The organism is Mesorhizobium sp., assembly GCF_004963255.1.
Classification (GTDB): Bacteria; Pseudomonadota; Alphaproteobacteria; order Rhizobiales; family Rhizobiaceae; genus Mesorhizobium.
Genome location: NZ_SUGA01000090.1, coordinates 1 through 1227 on the forward strand (window position 1 = coordinate 1; position 1227 = coordinate 1227).

General features: G+C 61.5%; 1 protein-coding gene. It reads left to right on the top strand.

Features of this window, described 5'->3' with window-relative positions; all coding sequences use genetic code 11:
• Positions 1-235 precede the first annotated feature (235 nt).
• A complete protein-coding gene (locus E5X34_RS32540) occupies positions 236-1192 on the top strand; it encodes an IS110 family transposase (protein ID WP_292573309.1) in 957 nt (318 codons plus the stop codon).
• Positions 1193-1227 lie beyond the last annotated feature (35 nt).

The following is a 1227-nucleotide window of genomic DNA, read 5'->3' on the forward strand; positions in this document are numbered from 1 at the left end:
CACCCCTCATCCGTCGCCTTCGGCGACACCTTGCATAAGCAATGTTGTATGAAGTGGTCGTCCCGTAAGGGACGCCAACGGCCGGGTGGCCACCCGGCCGTTGGCGCCGATCGTCGGATCGCGGGACACCCGAACCCGTGGGGTTAAGGAGAAGCAAGATCGCGATCGGCTCTTCATCGTGGCCCGGATGGTTGCTGGAACAACCAGGTTCGTATGCAAGGCAGGGACGACGAAGATGAATGAGACTAGCACAAAAACCGCCGGAATCGACACCAGCAAGAAGTCGCTTGATGTCGCAACCTATCCGACGAGCGAGAGGTTGCGCGTAGCCAATGCCAGAGACGGACATCAAGTGCTGGTTGCTTGGCTGAGCGCGCGTAAGATCAAACGCGTCGGCATCGAAGCCTCCGGAGGTTACGAGCGAGCCGTCGTGGAATATCTGCGCGAGCACGGCTTCGAGGTCGCTCTCTTGCAGCCGCGTCAAGTGCATGCCTTTGCCATCTACAAGCTGCGTCGTGCCAAGAACGATCGTATCGACGCCGCCCTCATCGCCGAGTGCGCTGCCAATCTCGGCGACCTGCATGAACCGCCAGACACCAGGCTGGCCGCGTTCGCTGAGCATCTGCTCTTCATCGAGCAGCTGGAGTACGATATCGCTCACCTCAAGACGCGGCGCGAGCACTTCACCACCAAGCGGATTCTCAACCAACTCGAGCGTGACGTTCAGCGTCTGCAGCGGCGCCGCGAGGCCGAACTGCTGCTCCTGCAGGTCGCTGTGTGCAAACACGATGATCTCGCTCGGCGGCTCGAGCTGATCGCCAGCGTTGATGGCATCGGCATACGCACCGCGCTCACCCTCGTCATCCTCTTGCCCGAACTCGGCAAGGTCAGTCGCGAGCAAATCTCTGCCTTGGTTGGCGTCGCTCCTTACGACGACGACTCGGGCGAACGTACCGGCGAGCGCCATATCGCCGGCGGTCGCAGTCGTGTCCGCCGAGCGCTCTTCAATGCTGCATTGCCCGCTTCCCAGCGCTGGAACACCGCCCTGGTCGCTCTCTACGGCCGCCTTACGAACAACGGCAAGGCCCACAGGAAAGCCATCATCGCCTGTGTCAGAAAGCTCCTCATCTTCGCCAACGCCGTCGTCGAACGCGGCACTCCGTGGAGCAAGCCCGCAAACCACGCCGCCTAAGCTAATGGTTGCGCTTCTCCCACAAGGGGAGAAGG